This is a genomic window from Vibrio sp. 1CM23M, assembly GCF_023161755.1.
Lineage (GTDB): Bacteria > Pseudomonadota > Gammaproteobacteria > Enterobacterales > Vibrionaceae > Vibrio > Vibrio coralliirubri.
In genome coordinates this window covers 303,050-326,012 of sequence record NZ_JALNTR010000004.1, presented here as the reverse complement: position 1 = coordinate 326,012, position 22,963 = coordinate 303,050, and the positions used below count along the sequence as shown (strand labels likewise).

At 45.0% G+C, this 22,963-nt stretch carries 14 protein-coding genes; 5 read left to right on the top strand and 9 right to left on the bottom strand.

The genetic code is table 11. From position 1 onward, the window contains the following. Positions 1-2 precede the first annotated feature (2 nt). From MSG35_RS15685 to hemL, 6 genes are all read right to left on the bottom strand, one after another. Complete coding sequence (locus MSG35_RS15685; RefSeq protein ID WP_017633262.1) at positions 3-989, bottom strand: ABC transporter permease; 987 nt, start codon at positions 987-989, stop codon at positions 3-5. A 169-nt stretch (positions 990-1,158) separates the two neighbouring features. Next, entirely contained in the window at positions 1,159-2,841 is a 1,683-nt protein-coding gene (locus MSG35_RS15680; RefSeq protein WP_017056650.1) for an ABC transporter substrate-binding protein, read from the bottom strand. Positions 2,842-3,541: 700 nt separating this feature from the next. Then, complete coding sequence (locus MSG35_RS15675) at positions 3,542-6,931, bottom strand: response regulator (RefSeq protein WP_248384499.1); 3,390 nt, start codon at positions 6,929-6,931, stop codon at positions 3,542-3,544. A 216-nt stretch (positions 6,932-7,147) separates the two neighbouring features. Further along, positions 7,148-8,170, bottom strand: a complete 1,023-nt coding sequence (rsmC, locus tag MSG35_RS15670; RefSeq protein ID WP_248384498.1) for a 16S rRNA (guanine(1207)-N(2))-methyltransferase RsmC — start codon at positions 8,168-8,170, stop codon at positions 7,148-7,150. 110 nt (positions 8,171-8,280) lie between these two features. Beyond that, positions 8,281-9,366 (bottom strand): AI-2E family transporter, encoded by a 1,086-nt coding sequence (locus MSG35_RS15665; protein ID WP_248384497.1) that lies wholly within the window; start codon positions 9,364-9,366, stop codon positions 8,281-8,283. Between the two features lie 343 nt (positions 9,367-9,709). After that, positions 9,710-11,005, bottom strand: a complete 1,296-nt coding sequence (gene hemL / locus MSG35_RS15660) for a glutamate-1-semialdehyde 2,1-aminomutase (RefSeq protein WP_060982636.1) — start codon at positions 11,003-11,005, stop codon at positions 9,710-9,712. Between the two features lie 296 nt (positions 11,006-11,301). Between hemL and erpA the strand changes: the two genes are divergently transcribed. The 3 genes from erpA (at position 11,302) to MSG35_RS15645 (ending at position 16,139) form a co-directional block, all read left to right on the top strand. Next, the gene (gene erpA, locus MSG35_RS15655; RefSeq protein ID WP_004734539.1) at positions 11,302-11,643 is read left to right on the top strand and encodes an iron-sulfur cluster insertion protein ErpA; all 342 of its coding nucleotides are present in this window, start codon (positions 11,302-11,304) and stop codon (positions 11,641-11,643) included. A gap of 271 nt (positions 11,644-11,914) precedes the next feature. Then, positions 11,915-13,039 carry an efflux RND transporter periplasmic adaptor subunit gene (locus tag MSG35_RS15650; RefSeq protein ID WP_248384496.1) on the top strand — a complete coding sequence of 375 codons (1,125 nt, stop codon included), beginning with the start codon at positions 11,915-11,917 and terminating at the stop codon, positions 13,037-13,039. Between the two features lie 10 nt (positions 13,040-13,049). After that, positions 13,050-16,139, top strand: coding sequence for an efflux RND transporter permease subunit (locus MSG35_RS15645; RefSeq protein ID WP_248384495.1), 3,090 nt, complete (start codon positions 13,050-13,052; stop codon positions 16,137-16,139). A 96-nt stretch (positions 16,140-16,235) separates the two neighbouring features. Here the strand turns inward: MSG35_RS15645 and MSG35_RS15640 are convergent, their stop codons facing one another. After that, on the bottom strand, positions 16,236-17,525 hold the full coding sequence (locus MSG35_RS15640; protein WP_248384494.1) for a peptidoglycan DD-metalloendopeptidase family protein: 1,290 nt from the start codon (positions 17,523-17,525) through the stop codon (positions 16,236-16,238). A 129-nt stretch (positions 17,526-17,654) separates the two neighbouring features. Between MSG35_RS15640 and tyrS the strand changes: the two genes are divergently transcribed. Continuing rightward, positions 17,655-18,842 carry a tyrosine--tRNA ligase gene (gene tyrS, locus MSG35_RS15635; RefSeq protein WP_017059402.1) on the top strand — a complete coding sequence of 396 codons (1,188 nt, stop codon included), beginning with the start codon at positions 17,655-17,657 and terminating at the stop codon, positions 18,840-18,842. A gap of 381 nt (positions 18,843-19,223) precedes the next feature. Next, the gene (locus MSG35_RS15630; RefSeq protein ID WP_210472483.1) at positions 19,224-20,069 is read left to right on the top strand and encodes a magnesium transporter; all 846 of its coding nucleotides are present in this window, start codon (positions 19,224-19,226) and stop codon (positions 20,067-20,069) included. Positions 20,070-20,193: 124 nt separating this feature from the next. Here the strand turns inward: MSG35_RS15630 and dacB are convergent, their stop codons facing one another. Continuing rightward, positions 20,194-21,627: a serine-type D-Ala-D-Ala carboxypeptidase gene (dacB, locus tag MSG35_RS15625; RefSeq protein WP_248384493.1), complete on the bottom strand. Its 1,434-nt coding sequence runs from the start codon at positions 21,625-21,627 to the stop codon at positions 20,194-20,196. A 112-nt stretch (positions 21,628-21,739) separates the two neighbouring features. Continuing rightward, complete coding sequence (locus MSG35_RS15620) at positions 21,740-22,795, bottom strand: porin (RefSeq protein ID WP_248384492.1); 1,056 nt, start codon at positions 22,793-22,795, stop codon at positions 21,740-21,742. Positions 22,796-22,963 lie beyond the last annotated feature (168 nt).

Genomic DNA, 22,963 nt, shown 5'->3' with positions numbered 1-22,963 from the left:
GATTATTTACCACCCTTACGAAGACGAGGGTCAAGAACAACGTAAAGCATGTCTGCAACTAGGTTAAAGAACAGCATGAATAGCGTCATGATAAGCAGCTGACCTTGCAGTACTTGGTAGTCACGAGCGTTAATTGCGTTGAAAAGTACGCTGCCAAGACCTGGGTAGTTAAAGATGATTTCGATAATTAACTGACCACCGATTGCCATACCTAGCGACATTGAAAGGGCTGTCACACTCGGTAGCATCGCGTTACGAGCTGCGTAGTTGAATACCACTCGGTTTTCGCTCAGGCCTTTGCCTTTCGCCATGGTGATGTAGTCTTCGGCTAGTAGGTTGATCATGTTGTTACGCATGTTTACTAGGAAGCCACCAATTTGAACAACAGAAGCACAGAACAGTGGTAAGAAGGCGTGGTAAGCGACATCTTTAATGAATGCCCAGCTTGTCCAGTCAGGCATAGTACCTGCGGTGTAGGCATACCCTGTTGGGAACCACTTCAAGCCAATTGCAAAGGTAAATAGTGCAATCATTGCGATAACAACTTGAGGAACGGCTTGTAGAATCAGCATCCCTGGCGTTACGAAGGCATCGTACTTACTGCCGCGTTTCCACGCTGCGAAAATACCTAGGATTGAACCAATCGAGAAAGAAAGAATAACTGCGGTGCCGGCTAAGAAAAGCGACCAACCGAATGCTCCACCCAACAGTGTGTTTACAGAAAGTGGGTAGAATTGAATTGATGTACCAAGTTCCCAGCTAAGAATGTTCTTCATGTACGCTACGTATTGAACCAGTAGACCGCCATCAACGAAGCCTAATAGTTCTTTCATTGCAGCAATACGCTCTGGAGTAACTTGCACAGAAGCGTTCGCAAACATCATGGTAACGGGGTCACCAGGCATTGCTCTTGGAATAATAAAGTTTAACGTCGCAGCAACTAATAGCGCGACAAAATAAAATGACAAACGTCTTAAAAAATAACCCATAACTCACACCTTACTCACCCAGATTGTTTCCCTGTTTCTGGATTCAGGTCGCTCCTAGCGAAATTTGGAACGAAAAATCCCCTGACGACTAGCGCCATACTTTCAATTGAGAGTGGGGGGATTTTTATAAGCGGCGTAAGAGGTTACGCCGCAAGGATTGAACGATTACTTATTTAACTGGTTTTAGGTCCAGTACATGAAGTAGACGCTCTGGAATACCAGCCCAAATGTTTGGACGGCCTTTTGGATTTTCTTCGTTCCACCAACCAGTGAAGCGAGTTGTGTTGTATTGGTACATGTAAGCACCAGACATCACAGGGATTGTCACTTGGTCTGCAGCGATGATTTGCTGGATACCGTGTGCAATGTCTAGCTGCTCGTTCTTATCAGCTGTTTTGTAGAAGCTGTTTAGAAGACCATCTAGCTTGTCGTTTTTGTAGAAGTGCATAGCGAAACGAGGCATACCATCACCAGATTGTAGTGATGAGTTGTAAGCACTGTTCCAGTACGTGTATGGATCCGCACCGTGGAAGTAGTTTGTGTATGCTACGTCGTATGTACCTTCAAGCATTGCTTGGTTGTAAACAGAGAAGTCAGGTGTACGAGCTTTCGCTTTAATGCCGATTTCGTTCAGCTGTTCTACCGCTAGTTGAACTGTGTTGTTGAAGTCAGTCCAGCCGTTTGGCGATTGAATCATTAGTTCGAAAGACTTGCCTGATGGAGTGTCAACAAAACCATCTTTGTTTACATCTTTGAAGCCAGCGTCAGCAAGAAGCTTCTTCGCGCCTTCAGCGTTGTAAGTGTTGAAGCCTTTGTACTTGTCATGAGTTTTTTCATCAGACCAAGCTTCAAACGCGTAGCCAAGACCCGATGCGAAATCGTTCACAGTACCGCCGCCGTAGAATGCGATGTCGATGATAGTTTGACGGTCAAGAGCCATAGAGAAAGCACGACGGAAGTCAACGTTGCTTAATGCTTCATGCTTCGCAGCATCAGGGTGCTTGAAGTTAACGATGAATGCTTGTGTACCTGCTGGCGGGTACCAGTAGTGGTGTTTAGGGCTAGCTGCTGCGTATGTACGGTCGATATCTGGAACGAAAGAAGACGTCCAGTCCATTTCACTGTTTACAACTTTACCTAGGAATTGGTCGTTGTTCGCAATTTGTGGAACACGTAGACAGTCAACATCTAGGTTGTCTGCATCCCAGTAGTTCGGGTTTGCACACTGGATGTATAGTTGCGCTGTAAACGTATCGATTTCTGTAAATGGACCAGAACCTACCGGGTTCTCATTGGTAAACGTTGATGGATCTTTAACGTCTTTCCAGATGTGCTTAGGTACTACAGGTACTTTAGCAATCTCGTAAGGTACGTTTGAGTTTGCTTCTGTTAGTGTGAACTTAACTTGGTTGTCGTTCAGTTTTTCTACAGAAGTTACCCAAGAGTTGATACCAGATTGGTCAAGCTCTGGCTTCTCTTTTACAAGGTTGAAAGAAAAAACAACATCATCAGCAGAGAAAGTTTCTCCGTCTGACCATTTAACACCCTTACGAATGTCGAAAACAACGCTCATCAGATCATCTGACATCTTGAAGTTTTCAGCTAGACGGAACACTGGAGTGTTACCGTGCATTTCGTTAAATACTACTAGCGGCTCATACATGAAGTCAGTTGTAGTATGTAGGTTAGTAGCACCAAGGTACGGGTTAAAGTTACGTACGAATGTAGTGTACTCTTTCGGGTGAACGGTCAGTTCACTGCGTTCTGCAGCGGTTGCTACTGATGCAAAACCTGTTGTAGCAGTTGCAATAATTGCTGTTGCTATTGCTGTTTTTTTTATATTGGCAAGCATAGCTGTTCCTTACTATTTGCTTTCATTTCACTAATGGATTGAATGTTATCTGTCGCTAAATTGTTTAGTAGATACACACTCTGGTTAAAGGCCTACCTCTTCTTCGTTGCTCCAGATTCATCGTTGATTCTGAGAAGTGGTAAGAGTGGCCTGTAGGCCTTTGGCAGGAGTAAGAAAACACCTTATCGATGAATTAATCAAACTCGTTTCCCGTCAAAAACGTTAAAATTAGATAATCCCACGTCATTAACGTCAAAATGGGTTGCTTTGGTGGTTTTTTGTGCGTAATTGTTAAGGTGATGTGACTCGCATTTGGTTTTGTGGTAATTGTTGATTGTAAGTGGCCACTAACTTTAAAGGCTTTTTATTATAATGCTTTACCATGCGTTGGTATAATTGTAGATCTCGGTCACTTACCAGTTTTACGTTAAATTTCCCTAGAAAATTAAATCTGCCGTTCTGTTGTGACTCGCTTCTCAAACTACAACAAAGAGTCGGAGGAATGTGAAATTCAGCCAAGAATAAGGCTCAAAATAGCGATTGGATTGGTGATTGTTTAAGCTTGAGTAACGTGTCATTTTGCTTGTTTAAAGCAGTGAAAAAAGTGTATTTGGATTGACGATATTGTGCTTTGAGTGAGAAAAGTACGTACAAAAAAGCCCACGCTAGGTGGGCTGATTTGGTGATGTTGGTTCAAGGTTTAACTGGTCAGTAGTTTCTGAAGTTTATCCCTTAGCATCTCAATGTGGGTTCTTTCTGGCGTCTGTTCTTTGCAGTGTTCCAGTATGAATTCGATTGAGCTCAGTACCGTTCGCCAGCGAGGCGTTTTCGGCAGCGTTTCTACGCGTAGGTATTTGTCTAGCGTTCGAGTTTGCAGCGTACTGCGGTCTAAGTAGACGCGCCACAAGCCACTCTTCTCGGCGAAAGCAAACTTGGTTTCACCAGTCACCGATTCCCAGTAGATGATGGCATTAGTCATGGCATCGACCAGTACCTCACGCATCAACTCTTGTTTGTTTTTACCTTCACCGGTTGCCTTGTCAGCAAGACGAGTAAACTCCCCGCCAAGCTCTTTCAGCTGCTGTAACTTATCTTTGTCGCCTTCAAAGGCATAACTAGAAAGAGCCTCAACCGCCGTTTCAAGGTTATTGATTCGGTTTGAGTTAACTCCACCACCGACATTAAAGATATACATGGTGTCGAGCCCTGAACCTTCAGGTAGCTTAAGGATGTCACTCGGTATGCGCTGACGTGTGTCGTCTATATAGATGTCAATGTCACCGCAGTAGTGGGCTTGTTCCACTTTAAGGTATTTAGGCGCAATGATCTCGTCGGCCATTGAGCGTTTAAGTTGCTCCTGCCCGCGTCTGAATAGTTTTGCCGCCGCTTCGTTAGCAAAGCGAATACGTTGGTCATCACGAATACAGATGATGGCTTCAGGTGCCGATTCAAGTTGCTCTAATAAGCGCCCTTGAGTTTCTAACAAGTTAGCTTCAACCATCGCTCTATGTTTGAGCTCGAGTTGCAGTTGGTCGTTTTCAAGGCGTCTTTGTTCAGCTTTACTAGCTGAAAGATGCGCTGTAATTCGAGCGGCAAGTTCTTGTTTGTTGAACGGTTTAGACAAGTAGTCATTGGCGCCAGCTTCGAAACCGCGTACACGGTCTTCTGCTTGGTTGAGGGCTGTTAGCATGATGATTGGCAATTGAGCATGATCGTATTGCTTTCTCAGTGCTTCACAAACCTGATAGCCGCTCATTCCTGGCATCATGATGTCGAGTAGAAGCAGCTCTGGCTTCTCTTTTTCAATCAGTTCAATGGTTTCAGGGCCATCACATGCAGTACGTACTCGATAACCTTCTAATTTCAAGAAGCTGTCTAATACTCGCAGGTTCACGGGTTCGTCATCTGCGATAACTAAGAGTGGGCCATCAGGGTTCTCACTGATTACACTGTTCTCTTGCTGCGCGTTATCAATTAAATCAGGCGCTTGGAAGTGCGAGTAGCTGCCTGATTCGTTGTAGTTTTTAAGCTCTTTTTCTGTAGCCAAAGGCAGAGTAAAGCTGAATGTGGTACCAAGCATCGGTTGGCTACTTACGTACAGCGAGCCACCCATTAGCTCGATTAGCTGGCGACTGATTGATAATCCAAGGCCTGCACCTTGGCGGTAGTTACTCGCATCTTGGCCTGCTTGAATCAATGGCTCAAAGATGTGTTCAAGATACTCGGCTGGTATACCTTGGCCAGTATCGACAACTTGTACACGAATGTTGTCATCGATAACGCTGGCAGAGATAACAATCTTACCTTCTGAGGTGTACTTGATGGCATTGCCGACCAAGTTATACATCACTTGCTCAAGTCGTTGAGGATCCGATGAAACCAGCCCTAAATCACTTGGGACTTGGTTAATAATACGGATTGGTTTATTGCCCAATAGGTGATGAGACAACTCTAGGACCAAGCTGGTGGCAGCAGATAAATCAACGGCTGATTTCTTAATATCTAAGCTGCCATAGCGCATCTTGTGATAATCAAGCAGATCATCAACCAAGGTCGCCAATCGTTGGCCACTATTGATGATGATATCTAACTGGTACTTCTGGTTAGCCGGAATAGGACCATTCGCGCCTGATATCAGTGCTTCAGCGATACCCACCATGCCATGCAGAGGTGTTCTCAATTCGTGAGAGGTAGTCGCTAAGAATTCATCTTTCAGTTTATTGGCAAGCTGTAATTCTTCATTTTGCTTTTGAATGGTCTTGAGGTTGTCTTCAAGCTCATCATTTTGGCTTTTGATGAGTTGCATCTTTTCACGAATAGAGCGCTGCATTCGCTCAAAGCTGACTGCCAAGCGACCGATTTCATCTTTACGTTCGGTGTTGATCATCGTCTCATCAAGATCACCCGCCGATACTTTTTCAGCTGCCCACGTCAGTTTAAGCAGTGGCGATGTGATGAAGTTAGACAGATAGTGCGATGCAACGACTACGAGAATGATCGCCGTTAGCATCACGATCACGAAGATCTTTTCTAACTGATGAATACGGGCAAACGCCTCTTTCTCTGGTAGTTCAACCACTAGAGCCCATGTTGCGTATTTCAGCTCAATTGGTGTATATGCCGCGATGATCGCTTGATCTAGGGTGTTGTCGAAGGTGCCAACCGCCGTTTCACCAGCCAATGCTTTATCGACAACATCTAAGCTCAAGTTGATTGATTCTTGTGAATGGGCAAGGCTACGCGGCAGGTGATCGTCACCCACAAGCAGCGTTTGAATGTTCGAACTCTTGTTGAGATCCGCAATCAACTTAGTAATGCCGTTGATTGGTAGCCTAAACATCGCGTAACTGTGTAGGTAGCCTTGTTGAACAATAGGTGCACCTAACCATGCGGTCTGTTTGCCATTCTCGTCTTTAAAGTCAGAAACAATAACCGGCGTGTAATCTTCGTTAGATTTGCGTCGGTCGGTTACGTCTTTGGCTAGTCGTTGAAAGGTAATACCTAGGTTGGAGTTCTTGTATTTTCCAGTCAGCAAGTTGGTGCCGTAATCGTCATTTTTAAAGACGGAATAAGCGACGTTACCGTTGATATCAACTAAGAGAATATCGTCAAAATCAGAGCGTTTAAGGAGTTCTAGGTAAGCATTATGGTAGCGCTTGTGCAGTAAGCGATAACGTTCGCTTCCAATAAAGCTGCTGGACTCTGGAAGAATCGACGTTTTGATCTGGTCGCCCGATCCTTGAATGTAGCGTTGCTGCGCATTACTGCGTGCCTCGTCAATATCTAGACCAAGTCGCTGGAAGGCATTGATTAATCCATAGAATCGGCCGCCACTGGCATTAGCTAGTTCTGAGCGAACAAAGCCCATGACTTGGGATTCTTGAGCTTGCAGGTAATCGACAATTTGCTGTTGCTTAGTATCACGGACTGAAACAAGGTGTGAGGTGCTTTGTTCCTGAAGGTCCTGACTGTGCGATTGAAGGAAAAATATCGCGATAAGTGTCACTGGAGTAATACTGAGGACAAGAAATGCCAGCATTAGGGTATTTTGAAGGCGCTTAAACTTCTGCTTACGATAAAATCTAAACATAAATTGGGTACTACTTTCCTTTGATGTACTGCTAAAAGGGGCGAAAACAAGTACAGAGAATAGAATTAATGGTTTCCAATTTAACGAAATTAACGAGTTTTTTTACTTTGACAAGTAAGTGGTATTTAAAGCGTGTGCAAAAGCTCACTTTTATAGACTTTTGATAAAAATATGAACAGACAGCGCAGATAATGACCCTGCGCTGTGCTAGAGAGGCTACTTACTTGCGTGGTAGATCGCGAATTTGGTGGTCTTATTTAGAGTCGCGCATTTTCCAAAAGCTTGCTCAATAATTGGGATGTATTTTAAGAAACTGTTCGCGACAATAATCATCTCACCAGAACGCTTCAAATGTTTAGGTGCCTGCGCAAGTAAGGTCTCAGTCGCGCTATAACTGGTGTCTAAACCTGAGTGGAATGGTGGGTTACTGATGATGAACTGGTAGTTTTGTGCTGTATCAGAATAGACATCTGACGCGAAGACTTTGCCTGTTAAACCATTTGCCTCGAGTGTTGCTTGGCTTGATGCTACGGCAAATGCACTGATGTCGCACATTTCTAGCTCGATATCAGGGTTACGAGATGCCATTACAGCGCCTAAAATGCCTGCACCACAACCGAAGTCCAGAACTTTGCCTTTCAGTTTTGGCAAAGTATCCAGCAGCAGTTGACTGCCCACATCGAATTCACCGTGGCTGAAGACGCCAGGAAGGCTTTTCACGGTAAGTGATTGCTCACCAATGTTCACCGTGTAGGTTTTAAACCAGTCTTGTAAGTTGAAAGCTTGTGGCTGCTCGAAGCATTGACCCCAATAAAAAGAACAGCGACGCGCTGAATCGTATTTTACGACCTTGCCGTAAGGCGCAAACATTTTCTCAATACTTTTCACGCCAGAGCGGTTTTCACCGACAACGACAATCTCTGTGTCCTTACCTAGCTTGGCAAACAGCATCGCCAATAAATACTCAGCTTCTGCCTTGGCTTTCGGCCAGTAGAGCATCACTAAGTCAGCTTTGGTCTCTTCGGTAAACTCAGCACCGTAAAAACGTTGGATGCTGCTATGACCTTCAAGCTGACGGTAGTAGCTGTAATTAGAGGTGAATACAGAGACAGATTCACAATGCTTGGCTAATTCAACAGGGAATAAGTCTTCAGCCTCACCGGCAACTAAAACATGTTTGCCTTCAAAGTAGGCAAGTTGGCGCTCAGCAATCTGGCTTGGGGCAATATAAGCTGACATAGGACACTCTATTGAATCGTTAGCAAAAAATGAGGGCGGATTTTCGCATAATCCGCCCAAAGCTTGAAGTGTTTAATACTCGTTCGGCAAGTATGTGATTGAAGAGCGGTTTAACTCTTGTCTTGCTGATTTAAAAAGTCCTTAAACTCTTCATCGTAGATGTTGAATAGAACAATGGTAATCGCAAAAATCAGTGGGCCGTAGATAAGACCAATCAAGCCGAACAGTTGAATACCACCCAGTAGGGAGAAGAAAATCATTAGGGTGTTCATGCCTGCGCTGCCTTGCATTAGTAGCGGACGCAGAAGGTTGTCAATTGAGCCAACGATCGCCACACAGTAAACCGTTAGGAAAATTGCCCACGTAGTATCACCGGTTAGGAATAAGTAGGTCGCCGCTGGGATCCAGATTAGTGCTGTACCGACAACAGGGATGAAAGAGGCGAAGCCCATCATGGTACCCCAGAATAACCCTGGGAAACCTGCAATCCACATACCTAAGCCGCCGGCAAAACCTTGCGCGATTGCCGTTAAGAACGAGCCCATAACTGCTGATTTAGAAACTTGCTCAATCTCAGTGAGGAGCTTGTCTTCTTGGCTGCGAGATAGCGGAAGAATATGACGTACTACACTGATGATTTTGTCGTGATCTCTCAACAAGAAGAATAGAACAAACAACATCAAGAAGAAGTCCATCAAGAAGTTGGTCGCATCACCAAGGATTTTTGCACTGATCCCAACAAGTTTAGAACCAAAGCTTGTTGCGAATTCACCGACCTTCTGTGCGATCGCTTGAGGTTCAATATTGTCAAAAGGCAGATAGTTGTTCACAAACGATAGGGCTTTCACGACCAAAGGGTGTTCGAACAGAGTTTGAATGCCGCCGTGTGTTACCCATTGGTAGGTGTTCTGAGAGAACAAAGAACCTTGCTGCACAATAGCTGCAAACACCGCTAATAAAGGGATAACGATAATAAAGGTTAAGATGACACAAGAAAGCAGGGAGACGATGTTTTCTTTATTCGGTATCTTCTTTTCAAGCCACTCATGGATCGGGAACATTAAAAGTGAAATGATAAAGGCCATCACAATCGAGTTAACGTATGGTTCTATAAGCAGGTAACAAGCATAAGCCGCCGCAAGCAGGGCAATGATGATCACCCAGTGGCTGGAATTGATTTTGATTTTTTCTGACACGGTAATGGTCTCTATATTTGCGTTCTGAGTTTATAATGGCTGCAAAACAGAGAGTTAGCAATGAGGAGTTTTGATTATGGGATGCTGTGATAAAGATCAGAAATGCCAAGACGAACAACAGCAAACAAAAAAAGAGATCCCTTGGTTCAGAATGTTCCTTGGTACGCTGATGTTGTTGGTTTTCCTTTTCTGGGAACGTTAGACGCTTTTCGTCAAATTTTCGAACAGATTGACGGGTAATCTAAGCGGAAATACTCGAGTTTAATTTAGTCGATGTATTAAAAAGGGCTGCGTTAATGCAGCCCTAAATTCAATCGGTTAGCGACTTATAAAGTGCTTTCGATTATTTGCTTTCAGCAGCAATGATAGCAAGAGAACGGTCAGCGGCTTCTAGTGTCGCATCCAGCTCTTTTGAACCATGAGCAAGAGAAGTAAAGCTTGCTTCGAATGCTGAAGGAGCAAGGTAAACACCGTGATCCAGCATTAGGTGGAAGAAGCGCTTGAAGCGTTCTACATCACACTTAGTTACATCTTCGTAGCACGTCACAGTTTCTTGGTCGGTGAAGAAGAAACCAAACATACCACCCACTTGGTGTACTAGCATCGGGATACCGTGCTTGTCAGCAAGTTGCTTGAAGCCATTTGCCAGTTGCTTAGTTTTTGAAGCTAGACGCTTTTCGTTGCCTTCTTCACGTAGAAGGTTCAAACATGCGTAGCCAGCAGCCATTGCAACAGGGTTACCTGAAAGCGTACCTGCTTGGTAAACTGGGCCAGTTGGTGCGATGTATTGCATCACTTCTTTACGACCACCGAAAGCACCCACAGGCATGCCGCCGCCGATCACTTTACCAAGACACGTTAGGTCAGGCTTGATATTGTAGTAAGCCTGAGCACAACCTTCAGCAACGCGGAAACCTGTCATTACTTCATCAAAGATTAGCAATGCACCTTCTTGGTCACAGATTTCACGTAGACCTTCGTGGAAGCCTTCTACAGGAGGGATACAGTTCATGTTGCCCGCAACTGGCTCAACGATGATGCACGAGATCTCGCCTTTGTTCGCTGCGAATAGCTCACGTACAGAGTCTAGGTTGTTGAAGGTTGCTGTCAGCGTGTGCTTAGCAAAATCAGCTGGTACGCCTGGAGAGCTTGGTTGACCTAGAGTCAAAGCACCAGAACCTGCTTTTACAAGTAGGCTGTCTGCGTGGCCGTGGTAGCAGCCTTCAAACTTAAGAATTTTGTCACGACCAGTGAAGCCACGAGCTAGACGAATCGCGCTCATTGTTGCTTCTGTACCTGAGCTCACCATACGTAGCTGTTCCATTGATGGAACCATCTCAGATACCAGTTCAGCCATTTTGATTTCAGTTTCGGTTGGAGCACCGAAGCTAAGGCCGCGTTGAGCTGCTGCAATCACAGCATCACGAATAACAGCGTGGTTGTGACCAAGGATCATTGGACCCCAAGAGCCAACGTAATCGATATACGCTTTACCATCAGCATCAAAAATAAGTGGGCCATCAGCGCGTTCAACGAAGATTGGAGAACCACCTACGCCATTGAATGCACGAACTGGAGAGTTTACGCCACCAGGAATGGTTTGCTGTGCTTTTTCGTACAGCTCTGCTGATTTGGTCATTGATATATCCTCTTTTGACTGTCGGACCAATTGGCACGCATTGTACCTATCCCTAATCCAACTAGGAATGCTTTCGCCCAGATAATCACCCGAATCTGGTTGTTTTGTGTGGTTACACGTTTTAATTGTTAGATATTGGCGAGTTTACAGCAGTAAAAGGACCGATCCTGTGGTGAATACTTGAACGTTTCAGTCAGGTATTAGATAATCACTGGAATATAAGAAAATACTCAACAACACTGGTCTCGAATTAGATTTGTATCATGTTGTTTTTGACACAGGTAAGAGAGGTTGTCGTGAGCGAAGTAAATATCCCATTGTCTTTTTCTGATGCAGCAGCTACCCGCGTACAAACGCTAATTGCTGAAGAAGAAAACCCAGAACTAAAACTGCGTGTATACATTACAGGTGGTGGTTGTAGCGGTTTCCAATACGGCTTCACATTTGATGAAAAAGTAAATGATGGCGACACTACGATTGTAAACAGCGGTGTAACGCTGGTTGTTGACCCAATGAGCCTACAGTACTTAATGGGCGGCATGGTTGATTACACAGAAGGCCTAGAAGGCGCTCGTTTCTTTGTGAACAACCCGAACGCGACAACAACATGTGGTTGTGGTGCATCATTCAGCGTATAGCATGAGTTGAAAATAGCTTGAGCTCAAAGCTGTATTAGAAACATTTCAAACGCCGAACTTATGTTCGGCGTTTTTGTTTTTACTTAGTAACTTATTACTTTTCAAGGTATTCCTCTCATTTTTAGTACACGGCATATTTTTTAAACTGTCGATAGCGTCCAACTTCGTTGAGGATTGGTCTGTTAAGGTTACCTTTGTGCATAAGGAAGTTGCACATCACGGTATTAAGCTAACTAGCGCGCCTGAATTACATCGGACAAAAGGATTTGTTATGCCCACTCTATTTTCTAACTCACCACTTTTTCAGAAATTGAAGCAGCCGTGGCTGGTTTCTCTGACTCTAGTCGTGTTGTTGTCGATCTGGCTTGGTTTAGGCGTAGGGCAAGCAGAAGAGTCACCTGAAAAAAAGGCGACAGAAATTCCGTTGGCTAAGGTTTCCTTTCAAACATTCACCTCATCACCGACCTTTAAAACCATTGATCTCTATGGAAGAACGGCGCCCGATCGGCATGCTCGTCTAGGTGCAGAAGTCGCGGGCAAGATTGTCAGATTGAACGTTGTTAAGGGGGATATGGTTAAAGCTGGACAAGCCATTGCCCAGATAGATAAGGGTGATTTAGAAATTCAACTTGAGCGAGCCTCGGCTTTATATCGCTTGAAGCAAAAAGAGTTTAAAGCGGCGCAGTCACTGAAGAAAAGAGGGCTGCAAGGCGAAATCGCCTACACCACAGCAGAGGCTTCATTAACAGAAGCAAAAGCCATGATGCGCAATGCGGAATTGGCTTTAAAGAATACTGTCATTACTTCGCCTTTTTCGGGTGTGGTTCAAGACTTAATGGTTGAGCTTGGTGACTTTGTTGGGGTTGGCGATCCGGTCGCGGGCGTGATTGACCTCGACCCTCTGGTCATCGAAGCCGATGTCAGTGAACGTCATATCCAGCATTTGTTAGTCAATCAATCCGCTTTGGTTCGCCTGTTAGGGAGAGAAGAAGCAGAAGGTCGTCTGCGTTATGTTTCTCGAATATCTTCTGCTTCTACCAATACTTTTCCAATCGAGATTGAAATCGATAACTCCAAAGGCCTATTACCTGCAGGTGTCAGTGCCGAAGTAAAACTCAACCTAGAAACAAGAGACGCAATCAAGATAACACCGGCGATGCTGGCATTGGATGAGGCGGGTAACCTCGGGGTCAAAACCTTGGTTTCTGCTAGTGACTCACCAACGGTGAAGTTTGTAGGCATTCAGCTAGTAAAGGCCGAACAAGATGGAGTGTGGCTCACTGGGCTAGGTCAACGCGTCGACATCATCACCGTAGGTCAAGGCTTTGTACGTGATGGTGATACTGTGATTGCTGTTGAGCAAGGTGCTGAACCCTCAAATGTAACCGCAGAGTAGGAGATTGCCGATGTATTCAATTATTGATGCAGCCTTGTCTCGTGTTCGAACAATGCTCTCCCTTTTGGCGCTTATCTTGATCGCTGGTGTTGTCACCTATATCACGATCCCCAAAGAATCGAGCCCAGACATTACTATCCCGATTATCTATGTCTCTGTTGGGCACCAAGGTATTTCGCCAACCGATGCCGAACGCTTATTGGTTAGGCCGATAGAGCAAGAGCTGAGGTCGATTGAAGGCGTAAAAGAGATGACAGCAACAGCAGCAGAAGGGCATGCCTCTGTTGTGTTGGAGTTTAATGTCGGCGTCGATCTCACCAAAGCGATGGCCGATGTGCGTGACGCGGTTGATCTGGCTAAACCAAAACTGCCAGAAGACAGTGATGAGCCGACCGTAAATGAAGTGACGCTGGCTTCTGAGCAACCTGTTCTGTCTGTTGTGCTATTCGGTACCGTTCCTGAGCGCACTATCGTACAAATTGCCCGAGAGCTTGGAGATAAGTTAGAAAGCTATCGCCAAATCCTTGAAGTCGATATTGCGGGCGATCGCGATGACATTGTTGAGATCATTGTCGATCCGCTGTTGATGGAAAGCTACAGCTTAGATCAAGCGGATATCTATAACTTGATCGCTCTGAATAACAGAGTAGTTGCCGCTGGTTTTGTTGATACTGGCTACGGACGTTTTTCTGTCAAAGTCCCTTCGGTGTTTAATTCCTTAAAAGACGTGCTTGAGTTGCCTATTAAAGTGGATGGCAAGCAGGTGGTCACTTTTGGCGATGTCGCTACGGTTCGTCGAGCGTTTCGAGATCCAGAGAGCTTTGCCCGTTTAGATGGCAAATCTGCGGTGGTGTTGGATATCAAGAAGCGTGCAGGTGAGAACATCATCGAAACGGTTGAGCTAGTCAAAGCGGTAATGGCTGGTGCTCAGCAGCAAGCTGAATGGCCAAATAACCTATTGGTCAAATACACCTGGGATGAATCTAAAGATGTGAAGATCATGCTTAATGATCTGCAAAACAATATTCTATCCGCCATTATTCTGGTGGTGACCGTTATCATCGCGATTCTTGGTGTGCGTACCGCTTTGTTAGTGGGTATTTCCATTCCAGGCTCCTTCCTAACCGGGTTATTGGTTCTTTCCGTGTTTGGCTTAACCGTCAACATCGTAGTGTTGTTTTCTCTGATCATGGCGGTGGGTATGTTGGTCGATGGCGCGATTGTTGTTACCGAGTTTGCAGACAGGCGAATGCAAGAGGGTGAAGGGCGCAAAGCCGCTTACCGAGATGCCGCGAAACGGATGGCGTGGCCGATAACCGCATCGACTGCCACAACCTTAGCCGCATTTGCTCCGTTGTTGTTTTGGCCGGATGTGACGGGCGAATTCATGAAGTTCTTACCACTAACTCTGATCGCTACGTTAACTGCTTCGTTAATTATGGCGCTGTTGTTTGTGCCTGTGCTGGGAGGTTTGATTGGCAAACCGCAATACGTATCGTCTCAGAGCCAAGCTCGAATGGTCGCACTGCATAATGGCGACTTTTCACAAGCAACAGGCTTAACCAAAGCGTATTACCACACACTGTCGATTGCGATTAAGCATCCTTTTAAGATTCTTTGTAGTGCGATACTGCTCGCGGTTGCGGTTGGGTTTACTTACTCCAAAGCGGGCCTAGGTGCAGAGTTCTTCCCAGAAGTTGATCCGCCATTCTTTAATGTCAAAGTTCGCTCGCATGGGGATCTGTCTATCCAAGAAAAGGATGACATCATGCGTGATATTGAACTGATGATGCTCAATCATGATGAGTTCGATACCGTTTACACGCGTACTGGTGGTGACGACCAGATTGGTTTGATCTCAATTACGCCGGTTGACTGGCAATACCGCCGCAGCGTTAAAGCGATCATTGATGAATTGAAGGTACAAACCGATCAATACGCTGGTGTTGAGATTGAATATAAGTTCCCTGATGCTGGGCCTCCGGTTGAAAATGACTTAGTGATTGAGCTGTCGGCAAGAACGCCAGAGCAACTTAATCAGGCTGCAAAAATCGTGAGAGGTTGGGCGGATGGCAATCAGGCACTGACCAATATCAGTGATACCGCGAGTAAAGACGGCATCGATTGGAAGGTGGATATTCGCCGCGATGATGCCGCGCGTTTTGCTGCTGATGCGACCTTGGTGGGTAATACCGTTCAATTCGTGACTAATGGTCTCAAGATTGGTGATTATCTGCCCGATGACTCTTCAGAAGAGGTCGATATCTTGGTGCGTTACCCGAATGATAAAAGGGATATCGGACGCTTCGACCAGCTGAGAGTCAAAACACCTGCGGGCTTGGTGCCGATCACCAACTTTGCTCAGATTGTTCCCGACCATAAGCAAGATACGATTAAACGCCTTGATGGTAAGCGTGTGGTGAACATCATGGCGGATATGGAAGAGGGTTATAACCTTGCACTCGAGCTGCCAAAGATTGAGCAAGCGTTGAGTGAACTTGGGCTACCGAGTAGTGTAGAATTTCGTATCCGTGGTCAAAATGAAGAACAAGAAAACTCTTCCGCCTTCTTACAAAGTGCTTTCTTGGTTGCTTTGGCGGTAATGGCTTTGATTTTGATTACTCAGTTTAATAGTTTCTATCAAGCGTTTTTGATTCTTAGTGCTGTGTTGTTCTCAACGGTTGGCGTGTTTGTTGGTCTGCTTATCTTCCAACGCCCGTTTGGCATAGTGATGTCTGGTATTGGAGTGATTGCTCTGGCAGGTATAGTGGTGAACAACAATATCGTGCTGATCGACACCTATAACCAGTTGATTAAAAGAGGCTTGGATAAGCGAGATGCGATTCTAAGAACCGGTGTGCAACGTTTAAGGCCAGTAATGCTGACTACAGTCACCACCATTTTAGGCTTGATGCCGATGGTGCTAGAGATGAATATCGACCTGATTAATCAAAAGATAGAATTCGGCGCTCCGAGTACGCAGTGGTGGTCGCAACTCGCTACGGCAATTGCGGGAGGTTTGGCATTTGCGACAGTATTGACCTTGGTACTGACACCATGTCTGTTAATGCTAGGGCGAGACAAGAAGTCTGAAAAATAGTAGATATAGTGGTTCGATGAACATAAAAAAGAGCGCCTTAGTGGGCGCTCTTTTCGTTGGTTTATAGGGCTATTAATCTAATTGGTCGCTAGTAGCCTAATTAGTCGCTAGCAACTGGCCGTATCGCTCAAGGTTATTCAGTCGAATCTCTGAGTTGGCAATAAATGTTGCTTTTGCTTTACCCGTTAAAGACTTAGATTGAGGCAATTTCACGGTACGCGCATTCTTATGTACGCCATTAACCAAGAATTCATAGTGTAAGTGCGGGCCAGTTACACGACCTGTGCCACCCAAAGTACCAATTGTTTGGCCTTGTTTTACGCGCTGACCCGTTTTCACCATACGTCGCTTCATGTGCAGGTACTTGGTGATGTAGGTGTTGCTGTGGCGGATAAACACGTAGTTACCATTGAATTGGTTGTAACCCGACTTCTGAACAATACCATCACCGGCTGCCCAGATAGGCGTGCCAACAGGAGCTGCGTAGTCAGTGCCGCGGTGAGCGCGAACCTTACCGGTTACTGGGTGTCTCCTGGTAGGATTAAAGTTCGATGTTACGCGACGAAAATCAATTGGTGAGCGCAAGAACGCTTTCTTCATTGCTCGACCATTTTCATCGAAGTAGTTTCCGCTCTTATCATCCAATACCGCGGTAAATGAGTCGCCTTGGTTTTTGAATACGGCTGCCATGATCTTACCGCGACCAACCACTTCACCTTCAACCACTTTCTCTTGGTATAAGATTTTGAAGCTGTCGTTCTTACGAATATCTAACGCAAAGTCGATATCCCAACCGAAGATGCCCGCCAGTTCCATAATTTGGTTTGCGGTTAAACCTGCGCTGACGCCAGCGTTCCAGAAGTTAGAGGTGATGTTGGCTTCGGCATAATTGTATTGGTATGCCACTTCTTTTTTGTCGAAACTTGATGAGAAAGAATCGCCAGACTTATTGATCTTGAAGCTTTCAAACGCACTAAGTTGTCTTTTTAGCTGAATAAGGTCGTTGTTTTCATCAAAGCCGAACTGCAAGACATCACCAGGTCTTAGATTAGACAGCTGCTTCTTAATATCATTATTGGTATTGAGTAGCGTGATCAGCAGACGGTATGAGAGGCCAATACGTTCAAATAAAACAGAGGTGCTTTCGCCAGAACGAACGGTGTATTTCTCCCAATTGAGCACTGCCGTCGGTGGAGCGTCACTTGAGCTAATAAGCGCAGAGGCATTGATAGTCAGTGGGTAATGTTTTCCCACAACTAAAGCGCCCGAATCGTCACGCAAACTGTTGACGTCGGGGAGTAAGAAAATCGCGACGAAAATTATGGCACTAAAAAATGCGATAAAAGCCCGGTGCAAAATAGGAAGGCGTGCAAAAATAGACAACATGTTCCGGTTCGTTCTGTAAATATTATGAAAATCGACGACGGAATAGTGTAACTGGTTTCAAAATACATCGCTATTCAAGTAAGATGTCTAATTAATGTATTTTTGCCAAATCTGTGGGAGTGAACAAGAATGGCGAGTATTGAAGCTGCACTAGCCGAGATCAAACGTGGCGTAGAAGAACTGATTCCAGAAGACGAACTGATTGCAAAACTAAAAGAAGGTCGTCCTTTACGCATTAAGCTGGGTGCCGATCCAACAGCTCCAGATATCCACCTAGGCCATACGGTTATCTTTAACAAGCTTCGTGCTTTCCAAGAGCTTGGTCATGAAGTGACATTCCTTATCGGTGATTTCACTGCAATGGTTGGTGACCCATCAGGTAAAAACTCAACACGTCCACCGCTAAGCCGTGAAGACGTATTGAAGAATGCTGAAACTTACAAAGAGCAAGTATTCAAGATTCTAGATCCTGCGAAAACGCAAATTCGTTTCAACTCTGAATGGCTATCTGAGCTTGGTGCTGAAGGCATGATTCGTCTTGCTTCTAACCAAACTGTTGCTCGTATGCTTGAGCGTGATGACTTCAAAAAGCGTTACGCTGGTGGTCAACCGATCGCAATCCACGAATTCATGTACCCACTTCTACAAGGTCACGACTCTGTTGCACTAGAGAGCGACGTTGAGCTTGGCGGTACTGACCAGAAGTTTAACCTTCTAATGGGTCGTGAACTGCAAAAAGCGGCAGGTCAAAAACCACAAGCGGTACTGATGATGCCACTACTTGTTGGTCTAGACGGTGTTAAGAAGATGTCTAAGTCTGCGCACAACTACATCGGTATTAGCGAAGCACCAAGCGAGATGTTTGGTAAGATCATGTCTATCTCTGACGATCTAATGTGGAGCTACTACGAGCTGCTGTCTTTCCGTCCTCTTGAAGAAGTTGCGGAACTGAAAGCTGGCGTTGATGCAGGTAAGAACCCGCGTGACGTTAAAGTGCTTCTTGCTAAAGAGATCATCGCTCGTTTCCACAGTGAAGCAGATGCAGAAGCCGCTGAGCAAGAGTTCGTTAACCGTTTTGCTAAGAACCAAGTTCCTGATGAGATGCCAGAATTCGAATTCGAAGCTGGCCTGCCAATTGCGAACGTTCTAAAAGAAGCAGGTCTTGTAAACTCTACTTCTGATGCGATGCGTATGATCAAGCAAGGCGCGGCTAAGCTTGAAGGCGAGAAGATTGAAGACAGCAAATTCGTGCCTGAAGCAGGTACTGCCGTTTACCAAGTAGGTAAGCGTAAGTTTGCTCGTATTACTATTAAGTAATAATGCACATCAATAATTGAACCAAAGGCATCCACGGATGCCTTTTTTATTGACTTAAAATTGACGAAACTTTGAAACGCCTATTGCTACACTATGCGCGCTGTCATATTGACAGTAATTCTGGAGATTTTTATGAACAATACCGACCATCCTCCTAGTTTGAGTGGAGAAGAATAACCTGTCTCGGTATTGATCTATTGTCCTGCCGTTCAGGTAGGGTATCTTTGTTTTCCCCCGCATTCTTTTCCACACACTAGATTCTAACAAGTAGACACATCAGTAGCTTTCAGCTCTTGGTGCGCTTAGCTGTACGCTCATGGTGTATTAGCTATAGGCTATTTGTTTTGATGGTCGTTACCTTTGCCAATCGGGAGATTCGCCATGACGGTAATGAACAACACTTTTTTATCTATTGAAGCTCTGTACTCAGAGCAAGACATCCAAGCTGTATCGAATGCATTTCAACAGTACGGACGTGAACAACAAATTAACCTTTTGAATCGAATGCCGCTCGAAGATGCGGTGTTAGTGCTGGGGCAATGCTCTCTTAGTACGATTCAGACTTTACTTAGTGAGCTAGAAGAGCAGGGCTATGAGAAGCGCTCTCGACATCTAGCTCACCAACTAGGGCTGATTTACTCAGAGGTAGAACCTCAGCAGGGCTATCTTTCTACTGGCGTCATGAGCCACGTTAGGCAGCGTATCGGTTGGATTATTGCGTTAGCACTATTGGGAATCGTCTCAGGGCTTATCATTGCTCAGTATGAAGACATTCTCAGTCAGTTGGTACTTTTGGCAATCTACATGCCGGTAATTGCTGCTGCTGGTGGTAACACCGGAACACAAGCCGCGACTTTGGTGATCCGAGCCTTAGCCACAGGTGAGTTGAAAAAACGCCAATGGGCTAACGTTCTGTGGAAAGAGTTTAGAGTTGCTATTTGTCTAGCTCTAGCGATTGCCGTAGTGATGATTGGGCGCATTTTGCTATTTAGTGAAAACCAATCGACAGGTGGTTATGACATCAACATGATTGCATTAGCGATTGCGGTCGCGCTGTTTATTCAGGTGACCATATCAACTGTACTCGGCGGAGGGTTACCGATAGTTGCTAGGCTATTTAAGCTTGATCCAGCCGTGTTAGTGAGCCCAGTACTTGCTTCGATAGTTGATATCTCAGGAATGTGGATCTACTTCACTGTCGTGAACTCATTCCTAGGAATCGCTTAGCTCTTATAAAAATGGGCACCTATAAAATAGCTAAATACATCTGAGAAATAAAAATGGCGCTGAAGATTGAAGGTCTTCAGCGTCATTTTTGTTATTAAAGTAGAAGTTTACATAGAGCTAAGCATTACTTAGATGTGCTTTGTGTTTGACTGAACTCGACCACATCTTTGTAGAAAGCACGCTCAAACTGGGTGATAGGTGCTTCTACTGGTTTGTCTGGATCTTGTTCTTCAGGGAAGTAATCACGGACAAATTGCACAAACAGAGAGCTTGGTTTTCCCGCCTTATCTAATCCGTATCCCGCCATGTTGTAACTTCCGTATAGAGAACCGCTTTTGGCGATAATATTGCCTTGAATCGGCGCTTTTCTCATGCTTTGTCGGTATTTGAGCGTTCCATCAGTGCCAGATGTAGGCATAGCGTCAATCAGGTTGAGCTGTTGATCGTTTTCCCAGATATAACGAAGCACCTGCGCCATGGTCTGTGACCTCATTCGGTTATTTCTGGATAGTCCTGAACCATCGACGAGCTGCGCTTTACTGAGGTCAATATTAGCCTTGGTCAGCAATACCTGCTTAATCGCTTCAGTACCGTTATTGAAGCTACCCGGTTGAACATAAAATGTTGCACCCAGAGTTTTGGTTAGGTTGTCTGCGATAAGGTTATCCGACTTCTTGAGCATGATATCGAGCAGTTCAGGAAGCTTTTCTGAGTTGTGACTAGCGACTAACGTGGTTTTGTCTGCTTTCGCTTTTTTACCAATAATCACATTACCTTTTACTTCGATTTTCAGTTCTTTGAGAAGCGATGTAACGACTTGATAAGTGTAAAGTTCTGGATTTTGAATAGCGAACTTGAGTGGCAGTGGCTTTTTACGCTCAACCAAGCAACCAGAGAGCTTGTAAGCGTTATCTGATGTGGTGATGAGCTCTAAGTCACATTGTGTCGCCTTCTGCCCAGAACGAGTTACCGTGGCTGCAGTGGTCGTCACGTCTATCGGATAGTGAGCGGGAATGTAAACGCGTGTCGAACCATTATCTTTTGTATAAATAGAGGCTTGTGCGCAGTTGCTGTCTAAAGTCATTGCGCTAGAAGGCGCGCTGTAACAAACGCCTAGAATATCCCAAGGCCAACCAACGGCTCGTTGATAGCCCGTAAAAGTCGAGTTATCGAGGTATAAGTTTCCTTTGATGGTTCTTGATTGAGATTTTGCGTATTGAGCTAAAAGGCTTTTTAGCTGTTCTCGTTGTAGGGTCGGGTCGCCACTAAATGAAATGATTGAGTCATTCCCAGAACGAGCGATGCTGGTCGTGTAGTGAAAGTTGTCTCCCAGCTCTAATTTAGCGGCTAAAGCCGTCACCAGTTTTAACGTGCTGGCTGGTGGATAAAAGTTATCGCTATTGGAATTGAGCTCGCTTGAATCATCACTCAATGATTGGAGTATCAAACTCGCACTACTACCATCGGGCAGTGTATCAAGAGGGGCGTATGCGAAAGCGTTAACAGAGAAAGCGCTAATGGAAAAACTACATACCAGTAGTGTGGATAGAAGGCGCATAGAAGATTGTCTTGGATGGCTGATGTTTTCAGTATACAGATATAAAAAACGCCCGCTAGAGAGCGGGCGTTTTGATTCTCAATTAACTAATTAATCAATTAGTTAATCAGAATTAGAAGTCGTAACGTAGACCTAGAGCGATTTCGTCTTCAGCGTCTGCTTTAGATGCACTGCCGTCACCAAAACCTACAGTACCGATCTTGTCACCTTTAGAGATTAGGTTGAAGTTGTACGAGATGTAAGTACGGAAGTTAGGCTTGAAGTAGTAAGTCGCATCGATAGCAACGTTGTCAGCTGAAGTTTCACCGTCAGTTTCTGCGTTGTTGTACGTTAGAGTGAATGCAGTTTTATCTAGCGTGTACGCAGTTGCGAATTCGTAACCGGTGTAATCGCCATTTTTATCGGCTAATTCACCGTCAGTGAATGTACCAGCAAAGTATAGAGCTTCAGTGCGGAAAGATGCCGCTAGCATGTATTCGTTTTGCTCGTCTTGATCAGCGTAACCAGCACCTAGCTTAAAGCCAGAATCGCCAATTGCGTAGATACCAGATAGCGAGTAGCCATCAGCATCGTTGTCACAGTATTCACCGATGTTACAACCATTAACAACACCTTCTTGACGGTCAGCAAAGCGGTAGCTAGCTTTAACGCCTAGGTCTTGGAATTGACCTTTGTATGAAACCATGTTGTCTGAACGGTCAGCTACAGCAATTTTGTGTGCTGCTGAGTTACCGTGGTAAGACATGATATCGGTAAAGTCAGTGATAACACCTAGCGCACCGTCATTTTTACCGTAAGTTACTTCACCGAAGTCACCGCCGATACCTGCGTATGTGTAACGGTTAGTGATATCGCTGCTATCACTGTTATCAGTCGCGCCGCCGTCTTCGTTAGTTGTGAATTCACCTTCGTAGAAACCAACACCGTATAGGCCGTCTTGGATTTCAACTTTACCTAGGAAGTTTAGACGTACACGTGTTCTGTCTTCAGCTTTGCCGTCTTTTAGAGATAGACGAGCTTCCGCACGACCACCAATCTCTAGAGAAGTGCCGTTTGAGCTGTATACAGAAGTACCGTCAATACCACCAGCTTGTTTACCGTCCGCTGCCACTGCGTTAGTAGCAAGAGCTGCAGCAGATACAGCAAGCGCGATCATAGTCTTGTTCATGTTATTATTTCCTAATTACTGTCCATAGAAGTTTTATCAAGGATTTGAACCCTTTTGTGTATTGCCTGTATTAATCAGGCTTCATAATCATGATTAGAACAGAAGTCTGAAAAATGCCAGTGCAATCCATGGGTTACTTTTTACCTCTAAAGTTCCATGGTCAGTTAG

Bases quoted from the DNA above. Each gene is read 5' to 3' on its own strand.
- MSG35_RS15685 (WP_017633262.1), bottom strand. From the start codon at position 989: ATGGGTTATTTTTTAAGACGTTTGTCATTTTATTTTGTCGCGCTATTA.
- MSG35_RS15680 (WP_017056650.1), bottom strand. From the start codon at position 2,841: ATGCTTGCCAATATAAAAAAAACAGCAATAGCAACAGCAATTATTGCA.
- MSG35_RS15675 (WP_248384499.1), bottom strand. From the start codon at position 6,931: ATGTTTAGATTTTATCGTAAGCAGAAGTTTAAGCGCCTTCAAAATACC.
- rsmC (WP_248384498.1), bottom strand. From the start codon at position 8,170: ATGTCAGCTTATATTGCCCCAAGCCAGATTGCTGAGCGCCAACTTGCC.
- hemL (WP_060982636.1), bottom strand. From the start codon at position 11,005: ATGACCAAATCAGCAGAGCTGTACGAAAAAGCACAGCAAACCATTCCT.
- MSG35_RS15650 (WP_248384496.1), top strand. From the start codon at position 11,915: ATGCCCACTCTATTTTCTAACTCACCACTTTTTCAGAAATTGAAGCAG.
- MSG35_RS15645 (WP_248384495.1), top strand. From the start codon at position 13,050: ATGTATTCAATTATTGATGCAGCCTTGTCTCGTGTTCGAACAATGCTC.
- MSG35_RS15640 (WP_248384494.1), bottom strand. From the start codon at position 17,525: ATGTTGTCTATTTTTGCACGCCTTCCTATTTTGCACCGGGCTTTTATC.
- tyrS (WP_017059402.1), top strand. From the start codon at position 17,655: ATGGCGAGTATTGAAGCTGCACTAGCCGAGATCAAACGTGGCGTAGAA.
- MSG35_RS15630 (WP_210472483.1), top strand. From the start codon at position 19,224: ATGACGGTAATGAACAACACTTTTTTATCTATTGAAGCTCTGTACTCA.
- dacB (WP_248384493.1), bottom strand. From the start codon at position 21,627: ATGCGCCTTCTATCCACACTACTGGTATGTAGTTTTTCCATTAGCGCT.
- MSG35_RS15620 (WP_248384492.1), bottom strand. From the start codon at position 22,795: ATGAACAAGACTATGATCGCGCTTGCTGTATCTGCTGCAGCTCTTGCT.